Raw genomic sequence first — 24,301 nt, forward strand, 5'->3', positions numbered from 1 at the left:
AGGACTAAACCTTTGTTAAAAGGCTCTAGGACGCCCTTTTCGATTGCATTGCCCAGTAAAACTTGATTAAGTTGAGCCATAAGCTCGTCGGCACTCAGGTGCTGTGAGCTGAATCTAACGAGAGACCTTGGATGTGCGTTCGTTTTTTTGCGTCCGTATATAGCTGTTTCTCGGGATACCACGGAAGACCAAAGGTGTTACCCGGAACAAGGGTGGCTAAGGGTTTCCGTTACCCATACTAAAAATATCAGTAACCAATTAAGGATAGGATATGAAAAAGCTCGGAATTATTGCAGCCGCCGCTATGAGCATCTCTGTCGCTCAAAGTGCATCTGCTGAAGATGTAACTCTTAAGGGAGTGCAGGATCGTGGTTTCGTTCAGTGTGGCGTGAGTACCGGACTGCCTGGTTTCTCCAACCCTGACGAAAAGGGTAACTGGACCGGAATGGACGTTGACGTCTGCCGCGCTGTAGCTGCAGCTACCCTGGGTGATGCTACCAAGGTGAAGTACACACCGCTGACAGCTAAGGAGCGTTTCACTGCGCTGCAATCTGGTGAAATTGATGTTCTTTCCCGTAACACCACCTGGACCCAGACCCGTGATACTTCTCTGGGCCTGAACTTTGCCGGTGTAAACTACTACGACGGTCAGGGCTTTATGGTATCCAAGTCCCTCGGCGTTAAGAGTGCGCTTGAGCTGGACGGTGCTGCAGTATGTATCCAGGCCGGTACTACTACCGAGCTGAATTTGGCTGATTACTTCCGTCAAAACAACATGAAGTACCAGCCTGTTGTATTTGATACGTCTGACCAGACTGTTAAAGGTTTCGAAGCCGGTCGTTGCGATATCCTGACTTCTGATGCTTCCCAGCTGTACGCGCTGCGCATCAAGCTGGCTAACCCGGATAGTGCTATGGTGCTGCCGGAAATCATCTCCAAGGAGCCTCTGGGTCCTGTAGTACGTCAGGGCGACGACCAGTGGTTTAACATCGTTAAGTGGAGCATGAACGCTCTGATTAATGCTGAAGAGCTGGGTCTGACTTCCGCTAACGTTGATGAGCAGAAGATGGGTGACAACCCAGCCGTTCGTCGTTTCGTAGGTCTTGACGGTCCTAAGGGTAAAGGACTGGGTCTGGCTGACGATTGGGCTTACCAGATCGTTAAGCAGGTCGGTAGCTACGGTGAAGTGTTTGAGCGTAACGTCGGTGGCGACTCTGCGCTGAACATCGAGCGTGGTGTTAACGCGTTGTGGAGCAAAGGTGGCTTTATGTACGCGCCACCAATGCGCTAAACCACTCCTCAGAAACGGCTACAGCCACAAGCTGTAGCCGTTTTCTTGTTTTTCACTCCTGACTTATCCTATGGAGTAGTTTGATGCCGGAAGATAATAAATATTCGGCGAATTCCAAGCCAAAATTCTGGAATGACCCCGAAAAGCGGTCACTGTTGTTCCAGGTATTGATGGTTGGAACCGTTATCCTGTTCGCTTTATATATCATCAACAACACAATGAATAACCTCGAGAGCCGTGGTATCTCGACCGGTTTTGGTTTCCTGAGCCAAAATGCCGGTTTTGATATTCTGCTCACGTTGATCCCGTTTGACGCAACATACAGCTTTGGCCGTACCTTCTTTGTTGGCCTGCTTAATACCATGCTGGTGTCGTTTCTGGGGGTTATTCTGGCCACCATTCTCGGATTCATTATTGGTGTTGCCCGTCTCTCGCATAACTGGCTGATTTCAAGAATGGCCTCGGTGTATGTTGAGACGTTTCGAAATATCCCACTGCTGTTGCAGATTTTTTTCTGGTACTTTGCGGTGTTGCAGCTATTGCCTTCGCCTCGTGAGAGTATCGAACTGTTTGATGGCGTACAGCTGAATGTTCGTGGTTTGTATTTCCCTGCGCCAATTACCGGTGATGGATTTGGCTGGGTCGTGATTGCGTTCTTTGCCTCTCTAGTTATGTCGGTCTTTATGATCCGGTGGGCGAAAAAACGCCAAGATGAAACGGGTCAGTTTTTCCCGGCTTACTGGGCTTCATTCGGACTGGTTATTGTTCTGTGTGGATTAACCTACCTTGCTAGTGGTTCACCATTGACCTGGGAGTACCCCGAACTTAAAGGCTTCAATTTCAAAGGGGGTATCAATGTTATCCCCGAGCTTAGTGCTTTGCTGTTAGCACTGAGTATTTACACCGCTGCATTTATTGCAGAAATTGTGCGCTCCGGTATCGAAGCTGTCGATAAAGGGCAGACGGAAGCGTCCTCTGCTTTAGGTTTACCCCGTTCCCGTACCTTGCGTCTGGTTGTTATTCCCCAAGCCATGCGCGTGGTTATTCCACCACTCACCAGTCAATACCTGAACCTGATCAAGAACTCGTCACTGGCTACGGCCATTGGCTACCCCGATCTGGTCAGCGTATTTGCCGGTACCACATTGAACCAGACCGGTCAGGCGATCGAAGTGATTGCAATGACAATGGCGGTTTATTTGACCCTGAGTCTGTTGGTATCGCTATTTATGAACTGGTACAACAAGCGCATGGCGCTGGTGGAGCGATAGCCAATGTTGCATAACGATCAAAAACTTCCCGATCTTCCAGCCCCGATATCATCGACCGGGCCTATTGGTTGGTTGCGAGAAAACCTGTTTGATAGCTGGGTGAACTCGGTCATGACGGTGATTGCGGTTTACTTTATCGCGACCACAATAGGGCCGTTGTTGAACTGGGCCTTTTTTAGCGCCGATTTCCTGGGTGACAGCAAAGATTCCTGCACCAGCGATGGTGCTTGCTGGGTCTTTGTCACCGTGCGGATTAACCAGTTTATTTATGGTTTTTATCCCGAAGCTGAAATCTGGCGAATCAATATTCTGTTTGGCATGTTTGCGCTGTTGATTGCCGCGCTGGTGATTGAGCGTACCCCCCACCGAGGATGGATTGCCCTGTTCACCCTGACTATTTTCCCGATCATTGCCTTCTATCTGTTGTACGGTGATGCTTTTGGTTTGGAAAAGGTTGAGACCCACAAATGGGGTGGCTTGATGTTGACCCTGGTACTGGCGGTTGTCGGTATTGTGGCAGCATTGCCCTTTGGTATTTTGTTGGCACTCGGGCGCCGCTCTCATATGCCGGTGGCTCGCAGTTTCTGCACCATCTTTATCGAAGTATGGCGTGGGGTGCCATTGATCTCAGTGCTCTTTATGGCATCGGTCATGTTCCCTCTGTTTATTCCGGAAGAGATGTCTTTCGATAAACTGCTGCGCGCCTTGATTGGTATTGTGATGTTCCAGTCGGCCTATATGGCCGAAGTAATTCGTGGTGGTTTGCAAGCCATTCCGAAGGGCCAGTATGAAGCTGGTGAAGCCATGGGCTTGAGCTATTGGAAACTGATGGGGCTGATTATCCTGCCTCAGGCGTTGAAGATTGTTATCCCGGGTATTGTGAATACCTTTATTGCCCTGTTTAAGGATACGTCTCTGGTACTGATCATCGGATTGTTCGATGTGCTGGCAACGGTTCAGGCTGCGATTACTGACCCGGCCTGGCCGCGAGTCTCTACCGAAGGTTATGTGTTTGTTGCGTTTGTTTTCTGGGTATTCTGTTTCAGTATGTCCCGTTACAGTCAATCCATTGAACGCAAACTCAACACCGGCCACCGCTAGGTGCGTCCAGCAAAAGAATTGAGAGGAAATACAGATGTCTGAAGAAAATAACGGGGCAGCCCAAAAAGAGTTGAATGTTTCCGATGAGCTAATGATTGAGCTTAAAGGTGTTAACAAATGGTACGGCGATTTCCATGTCCTCAAGGACATTAACCTTAAAGTATTCAAAGGTGAACGTATCGTTGTCTGTGGTCCATCGGGTTCTGGTAAGTCCACCATGATTCGTTGCATCAATCGTCTGGAAGAGCACCAGAAAGGTGAGATCGTTGTCTCTGGTACGCCATTAACCAACGATTTGAAAAATATCGAGGCGATTCGTAAGGAAGTGGGTATGTGCTTTCAGCACTTTAACCTGTTTCCTCATTTGACCGTTTTGGAAAACTGTTGCCTGGCACCAATCTGGGTCCGCAAGATGGCTCGGGATGAAGCCGAAGCGGTTGCGATGAAGTATCTGGAGCGAGTTCAGATTGCCGAACAAGCGCTGAAGTTTCCTGGCCAGCTATCAGGCGGTCAGCAGCAACGTGTGGCCATTGCCCGAAGCCTGTGCATGAGCCCTCAGATTATGCTGTTTGATGAGCCTACCTCTGCGCTCGATCCTGAAATGGTCAAGGAAGTGCTCGATACCATGGTAGAGTTGGCAGAAGATGGTATGACCATGATCTGTGTCACTCACGAGATGGGCTTCGCCAAAACTGTTGCTAACCGGGTTATCTTTATGGATGCCGGTCAGGTGATTGAAGAAAATGAACCTAACGAGTTCTTTGAGAATCCTCAATCAGAACGTACCCAGCTGTTCTTGAGCCAGATTCTCCAGCACTAGGGAGCTAATGGTTGATGGATAAAAAAACGCCACCAATGTGGCGTTTTTTTATGGGCAATCCCAACTGACTGAAGACCAGTTATCCTGGAATGAACCAGCAAGTTATTAAGCTAGATGGCCCGTTTTTACCCAGATTATAGTCTCTTGTTCAACGTAAGGATGATGTTGACTCATATGTGGGCTTCGAATCCAGCTACCGCTGCCATAGCGTCCGTGCTCATCACAAAACTCTCCGCTTAGGACAAAAATTTCCTCACCGCCGAAGTGTCGATGTGGCTGAAAAATTTCTCCTGCGGGCCATTTAACCAGCGCAACCTGCTCATGGCCATGATGATGTAATGGCATCACCTGAAGATTACCTTGCCCGGGCAGCCATTCGCTATTGCTCGTATCGATACAAATCTGGGCAGTATCGTCGGCTAAAAACTGATGCAGTTTAACCAGCAAGGTGCAGCCCTGGTTGCTAAAAGGAGCATGTTGAGTGCCAGGTGGATTGCGCAGGTAGGTACCAGGACCAAAATCCCCATTTTCGTCCGAGAAAACCCCTTCAAGCACCAGGATCTCTTCACCAAGAGGGTGTTGGTGCGATGAAAAAGACGCACCGGGATCGTACTTAACGACACTGGTTGCGTGACCTCGCTCGGCTTCTTCTCGAGCCAGAGGTATTCGCCACACACCTTTTGCCGGGCTGGATTGCCACTGTTGTTGACGGGTAGCAATAACGACACGTTGATCAAATTTCATGTTGAGCATATTAGCTGTGACCCTTGAGGAGAACAGAGCGGAACCAATGCCTTGGCTGATGCATTCATTATTAATGACATACTCTGTTGTGATGATGGGTTATTAACCGTCAAAAAGAGCATAGGAAGCATTATGTCGAGTTTTTTAATAAAAGTTGAGCAAATAAATATCAAGTGATGATAGTGGTGGTCGATACAGGATCTAAGGTCCGCTTTGAACCGTTTTGCAGGCACTAGCCCCTGAAAATGTCAGACTCATCTATACTCAGGTGAGCGCTGTCTGCGTTAGTGGTATTTAGGAAAAGAGACGCAAGTCCTAAGTGTCGCGAGTAAAGAGCATGGATGCTGGAACAATTGGCCTGAATCTGGAAGTTACGACGAATTAGTACAGTGGCTGTGCCAGAAAAAAACGAATGATGCAGGCATTAACCCCCTGATAAAAACATTTTATTACCATTGTCCATGGAGTCTATATGAGTGGCATTAATGATTTTTCCTTTAGAGTAAAGATGGCCGTCCCTATTGCCATTCTCGCGATTATTCTGCTCATAGTTGCCTATATCGGTATTTTAAACATTGGTAAAGTGAGCGATGGTGCCGGAGAATTGGGGCAGCGGTACTTACCCGAGATCAGTTACTTGCTGGAAGCTGACCGGGATATGTATCAGGCTCAGGTGGCCGAACGCAGCATGAGTTTTACCGATGTCTTTTCCGATGAATTCAAGGTACTGGTCGTTCAACACAAAGAGAATATTCAACAAGCCAGTGATCGTGTCGAAAAATATGCTGCTTTGGAAACGGATCCCAAAGCATTGGCAACAGTTGCTACCTTCAGGGAGAACTTCGCTCGCTGGAAAGCGACCACCGAAGAGGTGCGACGTCAGCGGGAAGAGGAAGGGCTGCGTGGGCGCAGCGCAGCGATGGACCTGAGCTTTGGACCAGGAGCCGTAGAATTTGATGCCGCAAGGGACCAGCTTGATCAGCTTACCGAATTTATTCAGGCAAAAACTACAGAAAAAGTAGCGGACATTGATCAGTTAGTGCAGTCAAGTCAGCAGATTCAAATTGTTTCAACTCTAGTGGGCTTGTTGCTTTGTATCGTCATCGGTATCGTATTTCCGCTTTTAATCACGGGACCACTGTCCCAGTTGTTACAAAGAGTAGAAGATATATCACATGGTGATGGTGACCTGACACAAAGAGTGCCTGTCGGAGGCAAAGATGAGTTGGGGCGTTTGGCCGCGGCTTATAACGTATTTCTGGAAAAGCTGCAGGGCATTATTGGACAGGTATCGGGTTCCACAACGCAGGTAGCGACGGCCGCTGAAGAGCTTTCCAGTATTACGGCCGATACGCAACAAACCATCGACCAGCAGCATCGGGTGACCCAGGAAGTAGCGGCCGCGGTTAGTGAAATGGCGGCTACCGTGCAGGAAGTCGCTCGAAATGCCGTTGATGCTGCGACCGCCGCGCGGGATGCGGATGATAACGCCCTCGAAGGGCAGAAGGTGGTTGGCCAGGCGATTACGTCGATTCAACAGCTAGCCGATGACGTCAACAGTGCCTCTCAGGTGATTCAGACGGTGGAAGCTGACAGCAATACTATAGGCAGTATCCTGGATGTGATTCGCGGAATTGCCGAACAAACCAACCTGCTGGCGTTGAACGCCGCAATTGAGGCTGCTCGGGCGGGTGAGCAAGGCCGAGGCTTTGCCGTTGTAGCGGATGAAGTTCGTACTCTGGCGAGCCGAACCCAGCAGTCGACGGAAGAGATCCAGCAGATGATTGAAAAGCTGCAGCAGGGTGCCGCTGAAGCAGTACGAGTGATGGAAGTTGGCCGAACGAAAGCGTCCGAAAGTGTTGAGCGAGCCACCAGTGCCGGAGAGGCCTTGAATGCTATAACCACCGCTGTCACCTCGATCAGTGATATGAACACCCAAATTGCCAGTGCCGCGGAGCAACAGAGTGCGGTTACCGAAGAGATCAGCAATAACGTCGTTCAGATTAATGATTTCTCTGATCGCAGTAGCGAAAGTGCTCTTCATGTCAGTGGTGCAAGTGCTGAACTGGCCAAACTGGCAGGCGAGCTACAGAGCCAGGTCGGCCAATTTAAGGTGTAATAGTTACTGTTTCGAGTCTGGCTTCGAATCAATTTGTTTGGCCTGTCGAAAGCGTGCCATCATGATGATAATGATTTAACCACGCACGTATCAGGTAACTCTTAATGAGCGATGGCCCGAGCGCCACAGGGAAGAACGCTGACAACAGTACTGCTCTTGGTTGTACTGTACTGGTGCTGGGTTCAACGGGATACGTTGGTTCTCACCTTGTGCCAGCGCTGCTGGACAAGGGGCTCAGGGTGAGGGCCGTCTCGCGAGATATTGAAGCCTTGCACGCGCGTTTTGATGATCGAATTGAGTGCATGTGGGCCGACCTATTGGATCCGGATTCACTGCCCCCTGTTTTGGAAAATATTCAGGTGGTTTTTTATCTGGTTCACTCGATGGCGTCCGGGGATGACTTTGCCGCACGGGATATTCGTGCGGCCCGTATTTTGGCTGAAGCGTCTGGACAGGCCGGAGTAAAACGGATTGTCTACCTCGGCGCCGCCTGCCCACTTGATACTCGATCCGAGCATCTGGTGTCCCGCCGTGAAACCGGCGAAGCCCTGAGTCAGGGCCCGGTTCCTGTGGTGGAATTGCGAGCTCCGGTCGTGATTGGCGCCGGCTCGGTGCCCTTCGAGGCGATTCGAGATATGGTGAATCACCTTCCGGGTACCGTTTTGCCGCTGGCAGTCAAACATCGCAGCGCGCCATTGGCTCTTAGCAACCTGTTGCACTATCTGGTCGAGTTGGCCAGGTCGGAATCGGCCCCCCAAGGGGTGTATCTGTTGGCGGGACCAGAACTGATCAGTTATCAGCAACAGATTCGGCGTTACGCCCAGGTGGTTGGAAAACGCTTTGTTATGTTGCGCATGCCGGGCCTGTCACTGGCCATGGTTCGTTACGCCATGCCTTTATTCAGCTCTGTACCCGCTGCGGTAATTCGCGCCTTATTGGGCGGCCTGTCCGAAGATATGCCCGATGACAACCAGGCCATTAAAGCGCTGATCCCACAACCCCTTCTATCCTACGAAGAGGCAGTGCGGCAGGCTCTGGAAAACGAACAGCAGGATGCCGGTTGCCTTCATTGGTATCAGGGAAATACTCGTTTTCGTGAAGGGTGGCCTAACTCGGCCTACTACGGTGATCGTTTGGTAATCGCTCGGGAAACAGCCTTGCCGGCTTCCTCGCTGTGGCAAGTACTGAGTCGTATCGGAGGGCAGCAGCGTTTCTTCAGTATGAACTGGGTCTGGGCCATTCGGGAGTGGCTGGATTTTATCGTTGGAGGTCCAGGCCGAAACCTGGGCCGGGACACGCCGGATCGCTTTGTGGTAGGGGAACGGGTCGATTCCTGGCGAATCCTGGATGTTGTCGAAGCACAACGTGTGCTGTTGGGGTTTCGTATGAAGGGCCCGGGTTCCGGTACTCTGGAATTCCGTCTCGATCCACTGGCCGGAGGTGGCACCCGATTGACCATGCTGGCCTATTGGCACCCTGCCGGGCTGTGGGGGCAACTCTATTGGTACATTATGATGCGGCCCCATACCCTCTTGTTTCGGCGTATGTTAAGGGCCATCGAAAGGCAGGCCCATGATCTATAGCTGCAGTAATGCACAATCCTGTAAGCATTGCACTAGGCTATAGTTAGCAGCGGCACGGGCCATAATTATGGTTTTCTACACCGCTATTTATCGAGACCATAGACCAATGGTGTATCAGTTCTCCAATATACAGATTGACAGTCTGCGCTTTGAACTACGTCGTGATGGGGACGTTATTCCGGTGGAACCGCGGGTGCTGGATCTGTTGCTCTGTTTTATGGCCAACCCCAAGACGCTGTTAAGTCATGAGCAATTGATTGAATTGGTGTGGAAGGGACGTTGCGTCTCGGATGCTTCAATCGCATCGGCAGTCAAGCATGCGCGCAAGGTCCTGGGCGATAGCGGGCGTGCGCAAACTTTCATTAAAACCGTGCATGGAAGAGGGTTTATTTTTCAACCGCCGAGTGAAGATAAGCTGGTTTCCGGTAACCGGGTAAAGCCGGCGCGTCAGGAGATCGGAACTGAACCCTATGTACCGAAAATATTGATTGCACCGTTCAGTCACGGTAATGGTCAGAGCGCTTTGGGCAGCGTGATCGAGGGTGTTCAGGGAGACCTGGAAGCCATGCTGACTCGAGTGCCTCTGCTGAAAATACAGCCCTCAGCTTCGCTGATCGAATCCATGACCCGGTTATCGAGCATGGAATTATGCCATCAGCGCGGGGTGCATTATTTGTTAGAAGGAAATGCGCGTCGGGTAGCGGATGGTGTGCGATTGAATGTGTCACTGATCGATGCGCCAAGTGATAGCCTGTTATGGGCGCAGCCCTTTGAAACAGGGCTGGATGATAATGGTAATCCGCAAGCCGATATAGCCGTTATGATTCTAGCCAAGCTCGAACCACAATTGGTCAAGGCAATGCTTGTGCAGAGCCATGCCGATACCGAGAATCCGACCCCGGCAGCACTCTATATCAAGGCCAGTGGTATTCTTGCGTTGAAAGGTTGGCACCGGCAAACCTTCGAAGAGGCGTCGAGCCTTCTGAAACAGTGCCTTGCGCAGGATCCTGATTTTGCCTTGGCCGAAAGTTACCTGGCGCTAGTTTTATCGTTGGGGCATCGATTTGGCTTGTTTCCGAATCCAGAGAGTATCAAACGGGAAGCCTTGCACGCGGCAGAAAGCGCTATGCGTAAGGACAGTACCGATTCTGTCTTGCTGGGGTATGCCGGCTGCGCCCTGGCCGATCTGGGCTTCCTCGATCGGGCCAAACCTATCTTGCATAAGGCTATCGATATCTCTTCAGCCAATGCCCAGGCCTGGGCTGCCCTCGGGTCGGTGTACCTCATGCAGTCTCAACTAGACGAAGCCGTACGCTATCTGCGCAAGAGCATTGAGATCAGTCCTCTCGATAGCCGTTTGTCAGTGTGGGGGGCTGTATTGGCCTTTGCCCTCTTGATGAATGACGAGTATGACGAGGCGCAGAAGCAAGCAGAATGGGCTTGCCGTCATGATGACAGGATCTACTTTCCCTGGGTGGTGCTGTCAGTCATTGCTACTGCTCAGGGTAATGCGGCTCGAGCGCATAATGCATTAGCCGAGGCTTATCGCATCAAGCCTGATCTCAGTCGCCATGAAATTAACTGTCTGGTTGGCAAGAAAATGGGTGCCCAGTTGTGGCTGCAGGCAGAAGCACTGTTGCCCTGAGCAGTACCCTCGCTGCACTAGTACCCTTGGCGCGCAGTTCACTCTCCAGAGTATCACCCGATAATCCCCCGATTTGCTTCAAGCCCAGGTGCCTGATCAGGAATAACCTATGCGGGTGCCCTGATCAATTGGTACACAACAACAGACCCTGTTGGCTGTAAGGGCCTTATTACAAAACAGTATTACTTCGACACTTCTACAGTTTGACATTAATCGAATTGAAGTATAGTTTTACGGTTGTCGAAATATGAAAACAAGGTCCATGGAGGGTCTTACCATGATTAAACTCTTAATCGATACGTTGTTCCTTACTCTTTACGTGGCCGTGAATGGGGCGCTTTGGTTGCTGTTTCGTCAACTGCCTTTCTCCGTAGCGCTTCAATTTCTTGTGCTGCCCCTGGTAATGGTGGCTGCAGGTACGCTGGTGTATCTCGCTTATGATGCGGTGATTTGCGTGATTGAGAAGGTCGAAAAAGCCTCGCAGAGTATGGCGTTGGTGGATGGAAACCCTGTTGCGCGAGTGGCCCCGGTAATCTCTCCAGAGCCTTCGGTTCAACCCGCAGCCTCGGTATCAAAAGCGAGATTTCCCCTGCCAGTGAAAGCTCCTCAGCATTACGCGCAGGGTACTCTTATTGGACATTAAGAACGGCAAGTGAAAGATGACAGCAACTCAAGGGGCGTTTACTATGCAATCTGAAGTACGTGAGGAGATTGTTTTGAGAACTCAACAGCTCGCCAAGGCGTTCAAGGCGCTGTCCAATGAAAATCGGTTAACCATTTACCTGGAGATTCTGCGCCACCGGGAAGGGGTATTAAAACCGGACGATGCCTGTGGCTGTATGCTGGCGGATATCATCCAGTCATTGAATATCGGCGCGCCAACGATCTCCCATCATATGAAAGAACTGATAAACGCTGATCTTATCGAGGTCAGCAAGCAGGGTAAATTTATCCACTGTCGTGTCAATCCTGACACCCAGTACGCACTGGAACAGTTTTTTTCACGCTCAGGAAAAATACAGCTCGAAAAAGAGAGCGATAAGGCCGACGACCCTTCACCTCTTTCGGCTTAGGTTTTTATCGAACCGGACAGAAAAGAGGCGCTACGGCGCCTCTTTTCTCGTAAAGACCCAGTCATCTCCCTTGCTCATATCCGGATTGTATTCGTAGCCGGCGTAATCAAAGCTCTTTAACGCATTGGCATTGTCGATATGCTCGTCGATGATATACCGGGCCATTAAACCCCGTGCCTTCTTGGCGTAGAAACTGATGATCTTGTATTGACCATTTTTCCAGTCTTTGAAGATGGGGGTGACGATACGGGCATTGAGTTGTTTGGGTTTGACCGATTTGTAGTATTCATTGGATGCCAGGTTGATGACTTCACTCATCTCCTGGTTTTCCAGTTCCTGGTTGAGCTGTTCGGTAATCAGTGAACCCCAGTATTCATAGAGATTTTTACCGCGGGAATTAGCAAATTTGGTGCCCATCTCCAGGCGATAGGGCTGCATCAGATCCAGGGGTTTTAGCAATCCGTACAGGCCAGAAAGAATTCGCAGGTGACGCTGGGCAAATTCCAGCCCTTCCTCGGGGAGTGTTTCGGCGTCCAGACCGGTATACACATCACCTTTGAAAGCCAGTACCGCTTGCTTGGCATTTTTAGGGGTGAAGGGTTGTTTCCAGCTGGCGTAGCGGGCGACATTGAGCGCCGCCAGCTTATCGCTGATTTTCATCAACTGGCTGACAGCATCCGGAGTCAGTTTGCGCAGCTCCTTGATCAACTGTTGGGATTGATCCAGAAACTGGGGGGTGCTGTATTGCTCGGTAATCGGAGCGGTATCGAAGTCCAGGGTCTTGGCGGGGGAGATCAGAATCAGCACGGTAACAAGCCTCACGAAACGGCCTTCCATGGTAATACAGACTGTGACCGGGATACAAAAGTCTATCGCTTAATTCCTGACATCAAAGCATCATCTCTCTGTTATCAAAGCATCACGTAAGGCTGTCATGCTCTGCTCCTGAATTCTTCTTGAGGAGGTTCTGATCATGTTGAGACGCCTGTTACCGATGGCCCCCCTGATAGCCATTCCCGGCATTTTGCTGATGATTGATCAGCTGGCCAAGCTATGGGAATTTTCTCCCTTTAATCAGTATCTGTTATTCCCAGCGCTGGTAATTGTGCTGGAGACCCTGGTTATTCTGTGTTGTGACCGCGTCGCCAGTGATGTTCCGGCCGAACAGCGCCGGCGACAGACAGATCTGCCTGTTGATATGGAACAAGGTCCCCTGACATGGCCTGTCTGGGAGCAGGAAGCTGGCGCGGTGATTGATCGCCGCGCCGCCTAAGTTGAACAGCAAAAGCACGGAAGCGATCAGCTGCCGGGCTTTTGCTTACAGGTGTGACTCGGCAAACTCTGCCAACAAGGAACGGGGTACACCTTGCAGCTGGATATTGCCACCGTGGCTGAAATCCTTGAAGCGTTCGGTCATATAGGTCAGCCCGGAACTGGTTGCCCCCAGGTAGGGAGTATCGATCTGGGCCAGGTTACCCAGGCAGATCACCTTACTGCCGTTACCGGCTCGGGTAATGATGGTTTTGATCTGGTGGGGGGTCAGGTTCTGTGATTCATCGATGATGATCAGGCTGTGCTGAAAGCTTCGACCTCGAATATAGTTCAGGGACTTGAAGTGCAGCGGCACCTTATTAAGGATGTAATCCACACTGCCGTGGGTGTTTTCGTCATCGCAGTGCAGGGCTTCCAGGTTGTCGGTGATGGCCCCCAGCCAGGGCTCCATTTTTTCCGCTTCGGTACCCGGAAGAAAACCGATATCTTCGTCCAGTCCCTGAGTACTGCGGGTGGCAATAATACGGCGATAAGACTTGTTGGCGACGGTCATCTCGATGGCAGCAGCGAGCGCCAGAATGGTTTTACCCGAACCGGCCGAACCGGTCAGATTAACCAGGTGCACATCCGGGTCCAGCAAAAGATGCATGGCGATGGCCTGGTAAATATCCTGTGGATGCAAACCCCAGGCTTCCTGGTGCATCAGATTGTCGGCATTCAGGTGCAGCAAGGTAACCTGAGTATCGGTTACTTCGATCGCGCGGCCAATAAAGCCCTGTTCATCCAGTATGAACGTGTTGGGATAGACATCGGTGAGAATGCCCTGGCGTTCCAGCCGGTGGTGGGTTTCGCCATCAAATTGCAGGGTTTCGACGTTATCGATCAGATCCCAAAAGCTGCCTTCTACTTCGATGTAGCCCTTGTTGAGCAGTTCGACGTCGGTGACCAGTTTGTCGTTTTCGTAATCCTCAGCTTGCAGGCCGCATCCTCGGGCCTTGAGCCGCATATTGATATCCTTGGTGACCAGTACCGCTTGCTCATTGGGGTGGGCGGCCTGCCATTGGCAGATATCATTAATGATTTTATTGTCGTTGAGGTCATTGGGCAGGTAGCTGAGATTGCTGGCAGGGGTCGAGGTCAAAATCGACATGCAGCCGCGGTGGTCGTCGGCATCGGCTCGGGGAATAGGCACTCCCTCATCGATCTCTTCCGGGGAGGCATTACCGATAATGCTGTCAATTTGCCTAATCGCCTGACGGCAATCGGCGGCGATGGTGTGCTTGCCGGTCTTCAGTTTATCCAGCTCCTCCAAAACCGTCATGGGAATCATGACGCGGTGTTCTTCGAAGTTGAAGATGGCGTTGGGGTCGTGGATAAGAACGTTGGTGTCGAGGATATAACTGATGTTTTCGGAGGGAAGCAGGTCGAGCTTAATCGCGTCATCCATAGCAGAGAGCACCTCTATAAAAGTCCTGTCGAAGGGGCGGTGAGAGGTTGAGTCGGGTTGCTTGCAGCCCTTCAACAATCATCGCCTTACTAACGATACTAGTGCCGGTGATATGACAAACAAGTGAAAATATCGCTATGGAAACTTTTTTTAGGGATTTATCCCGGAAGCCTTTTTATATTCTGAAAACGGGCATATAGTGGAAAGCCGGGCCTTCATCAGTGAGGCCTTTTTTATTGCCTTTTTGGCCGATTAAAGCCTTTTTTATGACCCTTCTTCTTGATCTCCCGATGATTGACGTTGACGTGTTTTTCAAACCAGACACAGTGGAAGGTCTGCCAGGGTATGACGCATTCGCGAGTACAATCAGGCGATAACATGGTTGGCAAGTGCGGGAATATCAGCGCTGGATCGAGACAAAAAGCCGATGCGACGGGTTGTGGCATTGTTTGCGATATGGCCTGATTGGTTAACCAGGCCGGCAAAGCGATCAGTGGCGGTGAATAACCGTCTGTGAAGTCTAAGAGCCCATTAACTCAGCAGGTGGCGGGGTGCAGGGAAGTTTTCGACCCAGCATGGTTTCCAGCTCCGGTAGCAGGAAGGAGTCTTCCTCTCCAGCCAGGGTAATGGCGATACCGCTGGCGCCGGCACGACCGGTGCGGCCAATGCGATGCACGTAGTCATCGCTCTCTTCGGGCAATGTGTAATTGACCACATGGGAGACGCCATCGATATGAATGCCTCGGCCTGCGACGTCGGTGGCAACCAGCACCTTGATCTTGCCGGAACGGAAGTCTTCCAGCGTGCGCACACGCTTTTTCTGGGGTACTTCGCCCGACAACATATCGACACTGACCCGATCCTTTTGCAGACGCTCGGTCAGGCGGCGGACCTGATCGCGACGATTGGTAAACACCATAACCCGTTCCAGTGCTTCGCCCCGTAACAGGTTGCGCAGGACGCGATATTTGTCGCTATCAGACACCAGGTAAACCAGCTGTTCCACGGTATCGGTAGCCACCTGTTCCGGCTCGATCTCGACCGTGATACAGCGGTAGGTCCATTGCCGGGTGAGTTCGATCACCTCGGGGGTAAAGGTGGCGCTGAACAGCAAGGTTTGGCGATCGCCCCGTCTGGGGGTGGCCCGAATGACGCGGCGAACCTGGGGAATAAAGCCCATATCCAGCATGCGGTCGGCTTCGTCGATCACCATCACTTCCACCAGGTCGAGATAGAGGTCGCGCTTTTCGTAGAAGTCGAGCAAGCGTCCCGGAGTAGCGACCAGAATGTCGACGTAATCATTATGCAAATGTTGCTGCTGCTTGGTGTAATCCATACCACCGACCACTTCGGTGACAGTGATATCGCAGTATTTGGTCAGCGCGCGGGCATCCTTGGCAATCTGGATCGCCAGCTCCCGGGTAGGAGCGATGATCAGGGCGCGGGGCTCACCGACATAACGTTCGTCGGGTGCCGGTGTTTGCATCAGCTGTTTGATGGTGGAAATCAGGAAGGCGGCGGTTTTTCCGGTGCCGGTCTGGGCTCGGCCCAGGGCATCGCGTCCATTCAGTGTGGCACCCAGTACCTCGGCCTGGATCGGGGTGCAATACTCAAACCCTTGCTCATGAATACCACGCATCAACTCTTCGGGCAGTTCAAAATCATGGAAGCGGGATTTTCCGGCTTGTTCCGGAACAGCAAATTGGCTGATGTCCCAGGCGGGAACCTTGCGCTGCTGTTTTCGACGCTTATTGCCTTTTTGCTGATGGTTGCGCGGCGCAGTGTTCTTGCTGCGTGGCTGTAGCTCCGGCTTGGGGGCTTCCTGTTTTTTCTTGAAGAGTTTGCCTAGCAACTTATACCTTCTTGGTCACGGGTTGTTCAAACAGCGCTAATAGTAATCGCTTTACCAGCTCAGTGAAACGATTTGGCGCCCTTATGACGTGAGGGAAGGCAAGAATGGCAGGGGTTTTTCTCCCATTTGGGCGTGTAACTGGTGTTCGGTTACCAGCGAACAGCTGTTAATCCAGTATTGCAGGAGTCTCGGGTTGGCATCGGACAGGGTCAGGTGATCGATGATTTCCGGACTGGCCAGCAGGTGCTGGGACAGTGGCTCCAGTGCGGTGACCGGAATGCGGTATTCCTCACGCCCGCTGTTGCTCCAATCTCTGCGGGGGAAGCCGTGCAGTTGCTCGGCAGCAAACTCCAGCCGGCAAACCCAGGCACAACCGTGCCGGGGCAGCGTCCAGCGGCTTGCTACGTTTAATGCCTGCTGCCGGTCCAGTAGAGGAAATAGATAACGACTGTGGCCGGCCATGGCATGCAAGCCAGACAGGGTATGCCGGTGCAGCAAGCGATAGCAACGCGGGCCGATCGGATAATAAAGGCTCAGACGGCCAGGGGATGAATCGTCAATGTCTGATTGATCCCGGTTGCCCTGGTTGAGGCTTGCGCCACACCGGTCTGACGGAGACTCAATAGTGCGAGTTGGAGAAGCAGGGTTCATGATAGATCCTCGATTGGCGATTAAAAAAACCACCGGGGTTTTTCCGGTCCGGTGGCGGCAACGATGGCCTGCGGGATGGGCACCGCGTTGACGACATAGCGCAAGGGGCCTCCCGCTTGCAGGGCATCGAAGGGGTAGCAGGTGACCAGCAGCAGGCGATCCCCCGCGTCCAGTGACAGTTCCTGATGACGGCTGTCCGCCACCGACATAGACTCGACACGGTAATGGCGTTCCCCGTTAGGGCCTTGCAGCGTTAACCGGTCACCGGGCACCAGCTCTTGCAAACCTTCGAAGTGGGTATCCCTGTGCGCACTCAGTACTGTTGTACCGCCGCTGTTGGGCGCCGCAGAGCCCAGCAGGTGGGTAGGGGCAAAGGCCAGATTACGGCCACTGGACCCGGCCAGTACTAGTTGGTCGAGTTTGATACGAGGGATCTGCAGACGAGCGATCGGATAACCGTCGGCCCAGGGCCAGGGGCGAACGGGTTCACCCTGTTGCTGGCTTTGCTGCCAGGCGAACTGCAGCAGCTGTTGCGCAACCAGTGCCTTGGCGTGGATAAAGCTGCCCTGGGCGAAGAGCAAGGCTCCGCCCAGCAACAGAACCCATGCCAGAATTCGGATCAGGCGGAGCATGGTAGCCTCCGCAGACGAGGCATCAACAACAGTAGGCAGGCCAATGCCATCAGCAATCCGCCCAGAGCGAGCAACAGGGGAGAATCGGTGGCGGTTTGTGGGAAGGCGCTCATACGGCTACCGGCTGGCATCAGGTTAGGAATGCGGTGAGCATCCAGCCCTTCAGTCTCGGGACGAATCGGTGTGCGTTCGACGGCAATCAGGCTGGTGTATTGGCTAACCAACTGATAATCGAGGGCCAGTTTCAGAATCTGCTGGCGTAAGGTCGATGTATCCTGCTGGCCCAGTTGCTGGTCTTCCAGCTGTTGAATCTGTTCGCTTGCCCAGAGTTTGGCAATGCCTTCGGCGTCCTGACTGAGGTTTTGCAGTGGCACCCGTTGCAGCCACTGACGGTTGCCGCGACGACCCTGAACTTCAACCGTGCCTTGCAGATTGTCGAGACGGCACAGCAAGGTTAAAGGCTCGCTGGCAAACAGATCAGGAGCTTGCTCGGGGCAGTGCTCGGCGCCCTTGGGCCAGCGGATTTCGATCTCGCTTAATTGTGGCGCGTCGAGTTTGTTCAACAGCGCCTTCATCTGTTGGGACACCTCGGCGATATCGCCGATGCGAGTGTAACTGCCCTGGCCCAATCGAGCCGCCTGGCGCATAAAGAAGTGATTAGGGGCCGTGCCAATGGCTACGGTGAACAAACGTCGCTTATCGCGCTGGCGTTCGATTTGTGCCAGTAGCGCTTTTTCATTACCGACACTGCCATCGGTAATAAAAATGACCTGGCTGGTATCGGCATTGCTGCGGGCTTGCTGGAACGCGGTGGCCAATGCCGGGGCGATCTCGGTGCCGCCATTAGCGACCAGTTTATCGACGAATCGCAGGGCCTCGGCAACGCTGAACAACGATGCCTGCATGGGCTGGCTGTAGAGTGCCCGGCTGTGGGAGTTGAACTCGATGATATTGAAGTAATCGTTTTTATCGAGTCGTCCCAATGCCTGCTTGAGTGCTTCCCTGGCTTGCTGAATCGAAGTGCCGCTCATTGAGCCGGAGGTGTCGATAATAAAAATCTGTTCACGGGTCAGGGGAGAGGCGTTGACGGGTTGCTCCACCGGGGGAAGCAGTTGCAAGAGGGCATAATAGTCGCCGTTGTTGGGATGGCTGGCAGTGGTGGCGTTGTCGTTGTTAGTGCTTTTGTCCTGGGTTTCAGGGTTACTGCTTTCAGCGCTGGATGGGGTCAAAGAGTGTTTTTCCACCAACACACTGGCACTGGGTTGTTGGCCGGCCGCCGGGGTCCAGCGCAGTACAAAGTCACGATCCATGGCCACTTTTCCGGCGGCCAGACCAATCTGGTACTGGTTGTTGTTGCGCTGCACTCGCAGTGGATGGCTGGGGCTAGTGAGCTCTGCCAGCGGCATGCCGGCATTCAGGTCGATAGCAATGGCGATGCGTTGGCTGAGGCCGTTATCCTTGATCTGGAACGGAGTGATCTCCGTCGCATCGGGTACCTGATCGGTAGCGGCTGACCAACCCGGTTGGGTGTCCGCAGCGGGTTGTTGGGCCAACACTTTTCCGGGAATATAGCGAGGCGTCAGGGTCATCGGCATCAGCAAACTGTAATGTCCGCTGTCGTAAGTGACCGGTTGCAGGTAGCTGATTTCGACCCGAATTTTCGCTCCCGGAGGAATGTTGGCGACCTTGCTGCTAAACAGGTTCGGGCGATGGCGCTCTACCAGGCCGGCGGCCTTGCCGGCTGCTCGAGCCTTGGCGTAGGTGGCTTTGGCCTGGTTTTTTTCCTGTATCTCGCCTTCGATTACTCGCTCGCCAATCACAATGCGTAACCGGTCGACGGTGGCCTGGTCCGGCAACGGAAACTGGTACAGGGCTTCGGCCCAGTTTGATCCCGGATTGAGGAACTGCTGGGACAGAGTGACTCTCGCCAGGTTGGTGTTCACCTGCAAGTGAGCCCTGCTATCCAGTTGAGGTGCCGGTTCCGATGGCAGGTTGTTGCGTTTCAGCATCAATACCGCCGCTTGCAAGGGGGCTTCATCGGCGCTTGGGCTAACCGGGTGAGTGGCAGCTTGGGAATATTGCACCAGAGCCACCTGAAGAATCAGGGCCAGGGTGATTAATAGGGCATCCTGTAAGGATGATTGCCGTTGCGTGTTCACGGGATTCTCCTGCATCAATGTAAGTGAGATAAATTTGATGCTTCCCATTAAAGGCCGTGGGCGGGGCAACACTGAGGCGAGTTTCTGGCAAGTTGCTGCGCAATTGTGATCAATTGTGGCAGTCGCTTGTACGATGCCCGGTAGCACTCGATAATGGGGACCGGTATCCATTGCATTAACCGAGGAGAGCAGCATGGGGCGCAGGGTGGCACTGGTCGAGGATGAGGCCGCAATTCGGGAGAATTACCGCGCGGTATTAAGTCGCCAGGGTTATGACGTGGACGTATACGATTCTCGCCACTCCGCAATGGCAGCGTTCCGGCAACGTTTGCCGGAACTGGCGGTGATCGATGTGGGGCTCGGCGAAGAGATTGAGGGAGGGTTCGACCTGTGTCGTGAATTGCGTACCATGGCACCGCGCTTACCCATTATTTTCCTGACTGCTCGAGATGATGAGATCGACGCCATCACCGGGCTGCGCTTGGGCGCCGACGACTACCTGACAAAAGATATAAGCAGTGCTCATATAGTCGCTCGAATTGTTGCCTTGTTCCGGCGTATTGATGCGTTACGCGAAGCTCCCGAGGAACAGAACCATCTCGAATGTGGCGATCTGAAACTGGATGGCGATTGCATGGAAGCCCGTTGGCGAGGTGAGGCGGTTAAACTCACCCTGACTGAATTCTGGCTGGTCAATTGCCTGGCCCGCCATCCCGGTCATGTAAAAAACCGTCAGCAATTAATGGATGCTGCTAATGTGGTACTCGACGACAACACCATTACCTCGAATATCAAACGGGTACGAAAAAAATTCCAGGTTGTAGATAAGGAGTTCAATGCCATCGAAACCGTGTACGGATTTGGTTACCGCTGGAACCGAAATGTGTAATCCATTTTTTCCAATGCATGGGGGGGAGCTGCGTCCATGCGGTTAAGAGCACAGCTGGCGATTCTGGCTCTGGTGACCCTCGCTTTGCCTTGGGCGGGTTGCCAATATGTGCAGCAGATGGAGCAGGTGCTGCGCAAAGGTCAGGAAGCCACTGTGCTGGCCAGCGCCCGAATTCTTGGTGAGAGCCTGGGTGATCCCCGTTATTTCTATCCCGATCAGAACTACCTCGACGAGGGTGGTGTGGCTGACAGTTACGCCTATCCGTTGTTGACCCCCATGTCGATTGACGGCTACAAAGACGATTGGAGTAGTCGTGTAGCGACTCGAACCTTTACTGCTAAAAACGATAATGGCTCAACTTTTGAAGCGCGGGTAAAAATTGGTGTCAAACGCCAACCCCCGGTTGCCGACAAGGGGTTGTATATTTATCTCTCGGTGAAGGCCGATCGGGTGCATTATGTTGTCCCGAAGGTTAATTACACCGATCCGGTGGCCGGCTTTGCCAATGCTCGCCGGGCGGCTCTTTTTACTGCCGATTCGTTCTGGTTGCAGCTCGAGCAGGCGGATGGCTCCCCGTTACATCTGGTGATCCAGACTGCAGCGCCGGGCAAGGTGAAAGCCAAGCGATTGCGTTTCGAAAAAGGCCGAGCCCCGGTGTCAAACTATTCGGCGATCGCTGGCCAATGGCAGGATACGCCCGATGGCTACAATCTGGAATTGCACCTTCCCCTGAAGCAGTTTGGCCAACGCTTTGCCTTTGGCGTGATTCACCCGGACCAGGACCAGTTACAGGTGATTGGTACTGCCCTGCAAGAGCGATTATCTCCGCGCAAACTGGTTTCTGCTATTGCTCGCATGCAGCAACCAGCGGGTTATCTGATCGAACCTTCATTGTCGTTACAACAAAAACTTCCGAAGTTAGCGCTGGAAGACAGTCGCTTTTTGTTAACTGATCGTTACCAGTGGGTGTTGGCTCAGCAGGGTCAATTGTCCGATCTGATCGTGCCGGCTTACGACAGTGCCGAGGGCATTATGGCGATACTGTATCGCTGGATTCTTGATGATAATACTCGGCGATTACAGCTGATTGGACAGGATCCAGGGCGCATCAATGTGCCGGAAATCGAAAGCGCGCTGGCGGGGGAGACCTCGGTGGGTTGGTACCGTTTCGCGGACAATCGGGCCGTCGTGATGGCCGCCTACCCGGTGCGGGATAAGGACCAGATTGTTGGCGCCGTGGTGGTGCAAAAAGGTACCGGTGATATTCTCCTGTTGGCCAGTGAAGCCTGGGGAGGCTTGGTTCGAGTCAGCTTGCTGGTCACGGTTGTGGTGCTGTTGGTTCTGGTAGGCTTTGCGGCCCTGTTGAGTTGGCGTATTCGCCGCCTCAGTCGGGAAGCCGAATCGGTTATCAATGAAGACGGGCGCCTTGCTGACGTGTTCCATGGCTCAAGGGCGACGGACGAGATTGGCGAGTTGTCCCGAAGCTTTTCCCGCTTGCACCTGCGAGCCTCGCAATACACCCAATACTTGCAGGGCCTGTCGAGCAAGCTGGCTCACGAGCTGCGGACACCACTGGCGGTGATTCGCACCTCGCTGGAAAACCTGCCCGTAGATGCCGCCAATCCGGAATCCGCCGAGTACCGCGATCGGGCGTTATCGGGGGCGGATCGCTTACGCTCTATCATCGATGCTATGAGTGAAGCGCGCCGAGTGGAACAGGCTATTGCCAATGCTGAAAACGAGCGTTTTGTGCTGGATAAGGTGATCGCCGGTATGGTGTCGGCCTACGCCGATGTGTATCCAAAGCACCGTTTCCAATTTCGGCCACCGGTCACCAGTTTGCCACTGCAGGGGGATCCGGATCTGGTCGTACAGCTACTCGATAAGCTGGTGGATAACGCCACCGGGTTTGCGCCGGAAGATAGCACCATCGAGGTGGGGCTAGAACAACAGGGCGCAAACTATGTTTTATCGGTCGCAAATCGAGGGCCTTTATTACCGGATGCCATGCAACAACAGCTGTTCGATTCCATGGTATCGATGCGACCATCCAACGACGGTCGTCATCATCTGGGCTTTGGTCTCTATATCGTACGCTTGATTGCGGAATCGTTTCGAGGCAGGGTGGAAGCGAAGAATATGCCCAGTGGCGAAGGGGTGGTGTTTCGTGTGTTTCTGAGCGCACCCGCAAACCAATAATAATGATGAGAATTTATTTAAAAGGGGGAGATTGTGATTAAACCATTGAGTGAATTGGTGGCCGAAGCGCGGCAACACTGCCAAAGCATCGATATCGAAGAAGCCCTGCAGCAGATCGATACGAAACCGTCTCCCTTGCTGGTGGATGTACGTGAGCCCGGTGAAACCCAAAATCACAGTGTCAAAGGGGCCATCAACATACCTCGGGGTGTGTTGGAAATGAAAATGGCCGCCCTCTGTCACGATCCCGATCAGCCGATCCTGATCTACTGCGCTACCGGTGGTCGAGCGTCTCTGTCGGCCGTGGCATTACAGAAAATGGGCTATCGCAATGTCAAAGTGATTCAGGGGGATTGCGAATTGATCGCCAACTCAATGAATCGGGATTTATGACCGGAACGAACCTGATCAAAAACTGGCTCACGAAGCAGATTCTCCGCTTTGTGAGCCCAAATAATCGAAATCAATCAGCGGTGCACTAGAAGCAAGGCCGATACTTTCCCTTGTGCAGTTTGACCTTATCCAGTTTCATATTGTCTGATTGACGCTGATAGGTATTGTCACCAATTTTTTCATAGTTACTGCAAGAGTAAGAGCGACCATAAACGGACGTGCAGAGCTTGCCATCTTCAACTTTCCAATGACCCACGTAATGGGTGTAGCTACCCGCTTGTTCGGCTCTGCGTTCTAGCCCGTAAATTTTTCCATCAGGATCATAGTATTCGTAGAAAACCCGCTTGCCGCATTCGCTGCCTACCGGGCGATAGTTGGCTTCCAAGGTATTACCAACCAGAATTATTGCGGCTTGTTCGCCTTGGAAAACGTCACCGGCGTTGGCGAGTGAGGAGGCACTGATCAGGGCAAGGCTTAAGATGAGCTTGTTCATAAAATATCTCCTTAATAATCTCAACCAAGGGAATATTTCTTACAGCAAAATAATTGTATTAACTCGCTTTTTAAAAACATTGATTAGCGTCAGTAGGTATTCCGCTATCCGTAAATTGGTTAGGACAGCCCTGAATATATTCAGGTAGAAGTCTGGGGGGGCGAATATGGCTTTTATCAAGTCGAAGCTTGCCTCTCAATACGGGAACTGGAGGGGGATTCAGGCGAGGCAGCCATTATCAGTCGCTCAGCAGGTCCTCTAGATAGCTTCCGAGTTTATATCAGCGAATCAACGCTGTTTTAAGCAGAGTTTTTACCCTGCTTTATTGTGCTTCTTCTATAGCCATTCTTGTGTCTGATCAAGATATCCGACTATAACGCTATGGTATTCTCCATACGGATTGAAACATTGTTACTCAGTAGGATATTTACGATGAAAGAAACCATCAAGAAAGTGTTCGGTGCCAAAGAAGTTGATCCTAAAGCTGAACCGGTCGTTGAGAGTGCTGCCAAACAAGAGTCCGTCAAAGAAAATGGCGCAGGCCAACAGAGCAAGAAAGAGTCCCCCGAAGGATGCTGCGGCTCTTGCTCATAGCTGACCGTTGCTGAACGCTCCTCGTCGTGTGTGAATAAAAACCCGGAATGTATTCCGGGTTTTTTTATATCCA

The 24,301-nt window shown here is 52.3% G+C and carries 22 protein-coding genes; 14 read left to right on the top strand and 8 right to left on the bottom strand.

Annotated elements, in window-relative coordinates; translation table 11 throughout:
- Positions 1-271 precede the first annotated feature (271 nt).
- The 4 genes from MIB40_RS07910 to MIB40_RS07925 all read left to right on the top strand — a co-directional run bounded on the left by MIB40_RS07910 (position 272) and on the right by MIB40_RS07925 (position 4,483).
- Complete coding sequence (locus tag MIB40_RS07910; protein ID WP_249692756.1) at positions 272-1,291, top strand: amino acid ABC transporter substrate-binding protein; 1,020 nt, start codon at positions 272-274, stop codon at positions 1,289-1,291.
- 80 nt (positions 1,292-1,371) lie between these two features.
- A complete protein-coding gene (locus MIB40_RS07915; RefSeq protein WP_406566444.1) occupies positions 1,372-2,562 on the top strand; it encodes an amino acid ABC transporter permease in 1,191 nt (396 codons plus the stop codon).
- A 3-nt stretch (positions 2,563-2,565) separates the two neighbouring features.
- On the top strand, positions 2,566-3,663 hold the full coding sequence (locus MIB40_RS07920) for an amino acid ABC transporter permease (RefSeq protein ID WP_249692758.1): 1,098 nt from the start codon (positions 2,566-2,568) through the stop codon (positions 3,661-3,663).
- 91 nt (positions 3,664-3,754) lie between these two features.
- Entirely contained in the window at positions 3,755-4,483 is a 729-nt protein-coding gene (locus MIB40_RS07925; RefSeq protein WP_249692896.1) for an amino acid ABC transporter ATP-binding protein, read from the top strand.
- 105 nt (positions 4,484-4,588) lie between these two features.
- On the opposite strand, the gene MIB40_RS07930 is transcribed toward MIB40_RS07925, so the two are convergent.
- Positions 4,589-5,236: a cupin domain-containing protein gene (locus MIB40_RS07930; protein ID WP_249692759.1), complete on the bottom strand. Its 648-nt coding sequence runs from the start codon at positions 5,234-5,236 to the stop codon at positions 4,589-4,591.
- A 463-nt stretch (positions 5,237-5,699) separates the two neighbouring features.
- Between MIB40_RS07930 and MIB40_RS07935 the strand changes: the two genes are divergently transcribed.
- The 5 genes from MIB40_RS07935 (at position 5,700) to MIB40_RS07955 (ending at position 11,647) form a co-directional block, all read left to right on the top strand.
- A complete protein-coding gene (locus MIB40_RS07935) occupies positions 5,700-7,346 on the top strand; it encodes a methyl-accepting chemotaxis protein (RefSeq protein WP_249692765.1) in 1,647 nt (548 codons plus the stop codon).
- A 104-nt stretch (positions 7,347-7,450) separates the two neighbouring features.
- The gene (locus tag MIB40_RS07940; protein ID WP_249692767.1) at positions 7,451-8,929 is read left to right on the top strand and encodes a DUF2867 domain-containing protein; all 1,479 of its coding nucleotides are present in this window, start codon (positions 7,451-7,453) and stop codon (positions 8,927-8,929) included.
- Between the two features lie 67 nt (positions 8,930-8,996).
- Positions 8,997-10,574: a winged helix-turn-helix domain-containing tetratricopeptide repeat protein gene (locus MIB40_RS07945; protein WP_249692769.1), complete on the top strand. Its 1,578-nt coding sequence runs from the start codon at positions 8,997-8,999 to the stop codon at positions 10,572-10,574.
- 277 nt (positions 10,575-10,851) lie between these two features.
- The gene (locus tag MIB40_RS07950) at positions 10,852-11,217 is read left to right on the top strand and encodes a hypothetical protein (protein ID WP_249692771.1); all 366 of its coding nucleotides are present in this window, start codon (positions 10,852-10,854) and stop codon (positions 11,215-11,217) included.
- 43 nt (positions 11,218-11,260) lie between these two features.
- Positions 11,261-11,647, top strand: coding sequence for an ArsR/SmtB family transcription factor (locus tag MIB40_RS07955; RefSeq protein ID WP_249692772.1), 387 nt, complete (start codon positions 11,261-11,263; stop codon positions 11,645-11,647).
- 30 nt (positions 11,648-11,677) lie between these two features.
- Here MIB40_RS07955 and yaaA read toward each other — a convergent pair whose 3' ends face one another.
- Positions 11,678-12,454, bottom strand: coding sequence for a peroxide stress protein YaaA (gene yaaA / locus MIB40_RS07960; RefSeq protein ID WP_249692898.1), 777 nt, complete (start codon positions 12,452-12,454; stop codon positions 11,678-11,680).
- A 166-nt stretch (positions 12,455-12,620) separates the two neighbouring features.
- Between yaaA and MIB40_RS07965 the strand changes: the two genes are divergently transcribed.
- Positions 12,621-12,920: a hypothetical protein gene (locus MIB40_RS07965; RefSeq protein WP_249692773.1), complete on the top strand. Its 300-nt coding sequence runs from the start codon at positions 12,621-12,623 to the stop codon at positions 12,918-12,920.
- A 45-nt stretch (positions 12,921-12,965) separates the two neighbouring features.
- On the opposite strand, the gene MIB40_RS07970 is transcribed toward MIB40_RS07965, so the two are convergent.
- The 5 genes from MIB40_RS07970 to MIB40_RS07990 all read right to left on the bottom strand — a co-directional run bounded on the left by MIB40_RS07970 (position 12,966) and on the right by MIB40_RS07990 (position 19,660).
- Positions 12,966-14,366: a PhoH family protein gene (locus MIB40_RS07970; RefSeq protein ID WP_249692774.1), complete on the bottom strand. Its 1,401-nt coding sequence runs from the start codon at positions 14,364-14,366 to the stop codon at positions 12,966-12,968.
- 520 nt (positions 14,367-14,886) lie between these two features.
- Positions 14,887-16,218: an ATP-dependent RNA helicase RhlB gene (gene rhlB, locus MIB40_RS07975; protein ID WP_249692775.1), complete on the bottom strand. Its 1,332-nt coding sequence runs from the start codon at positions 16,216-16,218 to the stop codon at positions 14,887-14,889.
- An 81-nt stretch (positions 16,219-16,299) separates the two neighbouring features.
- On the bottom strand, positions 16,300-16,869 hold the full coding sequence (locus MIB40_RS07980; protein ID WP_249692776.1) for a hypothetical protein: 570 nt from the start codon (positions 16,867-16,869) through the stop codon (positions 16,300-16,302).
- A gap of 20 nt (positions 16,870-16,889) precedes the next feature.
- The gene (locus MIB40_RS07985; RefSeq protein WP_249692777.1) at positions 16,890-17,501 is read right to left on the bottom strand and encodes a class GN sortase; all 612 of its coding nucleotides are present in this window, start codon (positions 17,499-17,501) and stop codon (positions 16,890-16,892) included.
- Entirely contained in the window at positions 17,489-19,660 is a 2,172-nt protein-coding gene (locus MIB40_RS07990) for a marine proteobacterial sortase target protein (protein ID WP_249692778.1), read from the bottom strand. Before MIB40_RS07990 ends, MIB40_RS07985 begins: the two co-directional genes overlap by 13 nt.
- A 193-nt stretch (positions 19,661-19,853) precedes the next feature.
- On the opposite strand from MIB40_RS07990, the gene pdsR reads away from it, so the two are divergent.
- Genes pdsR through MIB40_RS08005 form a run of 3 tightly spaced genes read left to right on the top strand, consistent with a single transcriptional unit; the run spans position 19,854 to position 23,141 of the window.
- Positions 19,854-20,549 carry a proteobacterial dedicated sortase system response regulator gene (gene pdsR / locus MIB40_RS07995; RefSeq protein ID WP_249692781.1) on the top strand — a complete coding sequence of 232 codons (696 nt, stop codon included), beginning with the start codon at positions 19,854-19,856 and terminating at the stop codon, positions 20,547-20,549.
- 36 nt (positions 20,550-20,585) lie between these two features.
- Positions 20,586-22,748, top strand: coding sequence for an ATP-binding protein (locus tag MIB40_RS08000; protein ID WP_249692783.1), 2,163 nt, complete (start codon positions 20,586-20,588; stop codon positions 22,746-22,748).
- A 33-nt stretch (positions 22,749-22,781) separates the two neighbouring features.
- The gene (locus MIB40_RS08005) at positions 22,782-23,141 is read left to right on the top strand and encodes a rhodanese-like domain-containing protein (protein WP_249692785.1); all 360 of its coding nucleotides are present in this window, start codon (positions 22,782-22,784) and stop codon (positions 23,139-23,141) included.
- Positions 23,142-23,226: 85 nt separating this feature from the next.
- Here the strand turns inward: MIB40_RS08005 and MIB40_RS08010 are convergent, their stop codons facing one another.
- The gene (locus MIB40_RS08010; RefSeq protein ID WP_249692787.1) at positions 23,227-23,634 is read right to left on the bottom strand and encodes a hypothetical protein; all 408 of its coding nucleotides are present in this window, start codon (positions 23,632-23,634) and stop codon (positions 23,227-23,229) included.
- 432 nt (positions 23,635-24,066) lie between these two features.
- Between MIB40_RS08010 and MIB40_RS08015 the strand changes: the two genes are divergently transcribed.
- Complete coding sequence (locus MIB40_RS08015; protein WP_249692789.1) at positions 24,067-24,228, top strand: hypothetical protein; 162 nt, start codon at positions 24,067-24,069, stop codon at positions 24,226-24,228.
- Positions 24,229-24,301: the final 73 nt, after the last annotated feature.

Source organism: Aestuariirhabdus haliotis (genome assembly GCF_023509475.1).
Taxonomy (GTDB): Bacteria; Pseudomonadota; Gammaproteobacteria; order Pseudomonadales; family Aestuariirhabdaceae; genus Aestuariirhabdus; species Aestuariirhabdus haliotis.